At 58.0% G+C, this 1,878-nt stretch carries 2 protein-coding genes; one reads left to right on the top strand and one right to left on the bottom strand.

The annotated features are described in order from the left end of the window. Positions 1-300 precede the first annotated feature (300 nt). Positions 301-573: a hypothetical protein gene (locus tag KZZ07_RS26510; RefSeq protein WP_219519884.1), complete on the bottom strand. Its 273-nt coding sequence runs from the start codon at positions 571-573 to the stop codon at positions 301-303. 121 nt (positions 574-694) lie between these two features. Between KZZ07_RS26510 and KZZ07_RS26505 the strand changes: the two genes are divergently transcribed. Next, the gene (locus tag KZZ07_RS26505; RefSeq protein ID WP_219519882.1) at positions 695-1,579 is read left to right on the top strand and encodes a LysR family transcriptional regulator; all 885 of its coding nucleotides are present in this window, start codon (positions 695-697) and stop codon (positions 1,577-1,579) included. Positions 1,580-1,878: the final 299 nt, after the last annotated feature.

Below are 1,878 nucleotides of genomic sequence, written 5' to 3'. Positions count from 1 at the left end.
CCAAGGCGCCCGCCAGACCCCAGCCGTTGGGGATTATTCCACCGGTTCACTGACCCATTTTGCTCCGGGATTGACAAAAGGCAGAGTGGGATCCACCGCTTGCAATGGACCGCCTCACTTATCGCGCACAGGTCAGAGAACACCGCACCCGAAATGGCTGAAATGCTGTCTTGCGTAGAGCAGCGTTTGAAATTTGAGGTCATGCGGATCGCGACCTGGAGCTGTCTGGCTCGGCGTTCTGGCGCACCCCTTGCGCGGTCCAAGTCCGGTGAAAGCGCTGAGAACCTGACGCAGCATCGCTCAAGCCTCCTCGATGAAGTAGTCGAGTTGCTCGAGAAAGCCGTATTTGCGCATCAAAGCATCCCCTTCGGGCGTGCGGCTGATGCGGCGCAACTCCTCGAGGTCGTGCACTTCGCCAACAACGGCCCCCAAGGTGTCGTCAGTGGGCGACCGTAAGAACCTCGGAACATCGGCGCAGGCCCCGAAAACCTCTTGATGTGCCGTCTTGTAAGCCTCCATCTCCTCTGGGCTGCGCGGGCCGGTGCGGCGGACGACTGATACCAAAAGTGTCATTTCTGTTCCTTTCTGGTGAAGGCCAGTGCCGGGATGGACTGGCGACATCGGAAGGCTCGCACACTTGCTATTGTCGCAGAATACGCTCATATTCGATTTCATAATCTCATGACATCGAACAATGATCGACCACCTCCGGAACATGGCCATCTTCCAGTGCGTTGCGGAACTCGGCACCTTTCGCAAAGCTGCCGAACGCCTCAATCTGTCACCTTCCGTGATAAGTCACCATGTATCGAAACTCGAAGACCAGCTCGGGACCCCATTGCTGTATCGCTCGACGCGTCGCATGTCTTTGACGGAGGCTGGGGAAAAGCTTCTTGAGGCGGCCCAAAAGATGTCGATGGCCGCGGCAGACGGGCTGTCCGCCGTTCAACGGCGTGCCGACCGGCCCTCGGGCACACTAAAAATCACGGCCGCCACGCCGACGGCTCATAGCCCCCTTGTCGAGAACTACACGCGGTTTTCCGCGGCTTACCCCGATGTCCACCTCGACATTCACCTGACCGACAGCAATGTGCCGCTCGAGGGATCAGGATTTGACGTGGCCATTCGGGGACGGGTGCAGGACCTCGACGACAGCAGCTACAAGGCGCGCAAGATCGGGCAGCTTCAGCTGTGTATCTTTGCGGCGCGGACCTACGCGGATGCGCGACCACGTCCGACGTCTATTGAAGATCTATCCAGTTGGGACTGGGTCCGCGCCCGACCCATACCGTGGGCTCGCGTTGCTGGCCCGGAGGTGCAGCAAGAGCCACGTATCGTTATGACCGCAGACAATTACACACTGGCACGCAAATTCGTCGAAGACGGGCTCGGCTTCATGGTGGAAGCCCACGAGCTTGTGGCACAGGACATTCGCGCGGGACGACTGGTACAGATTCTGCCGGACAAAGCGCTTCCCGAAATCGACATCTATGCCATCTATCCGGCCAATAGCCCAAAGGACAGCCTGGCGCATCTGTTCGTGGATCACATCACGGTCCATCGCGGTTTTCCAAGGTAGCGGCCACAAGTGACTCAAGTCCAAGCATTCTCGTACTCGCTATTTCAGCGGGTGCTCTGTGCCGCAAAGAAATCGCGCCTTTCCCCCCGAGCAGACATACCTGCTATCGTGAATTATGGCAAATCTGCCCGCCTTGTGTGAGTTCGAGCGGCTTTGGATGTTTAGCGCGCGGCGAATGTCCGCAAAGCGGGCTGCGGACGCAGCATCTTGACCCATCAATGAAAGACCTCTGTGGGTGGCTCCTGCATTGCAAGAGTTTTCTGGTGATTTTTGCGGTGTTTTTGTCAGTACCGTCGTCT

Origin of the sequence: Mameliella sp. CS4, from assembly GCF_019392335.1 — a bacterium.
Classification (GTDB): domain Bacteria; phylum Pseudomonadota; class Alphaproteobacteria; order Rhodobacterales; family Rhodobacteraceae; genus Antarctobacter.
The sequence above is the reverse complement of the archived record's forward strand: the minus strand, read 5'-3'. Positions and strand labels throughout refer to the sequence as shown.

Excerpts from the sequence above, each read along its gene's own strand:
- KZZ07_RS26510 (WP_219519884.1), bottom strand. The coding sequence starts at position 573 with ATGACACTTTTGGTATCAGTCGTCCGCCGCACCGGCCCGCGCAGCCCA.
- KZZ07_RS26505 (WP_219519882.1), top strand. The coding sequence starts at position 695 with ATGATCGACCACCTCCGGAACATGGCCATCTTCCAGTGCGTTGCGGAA.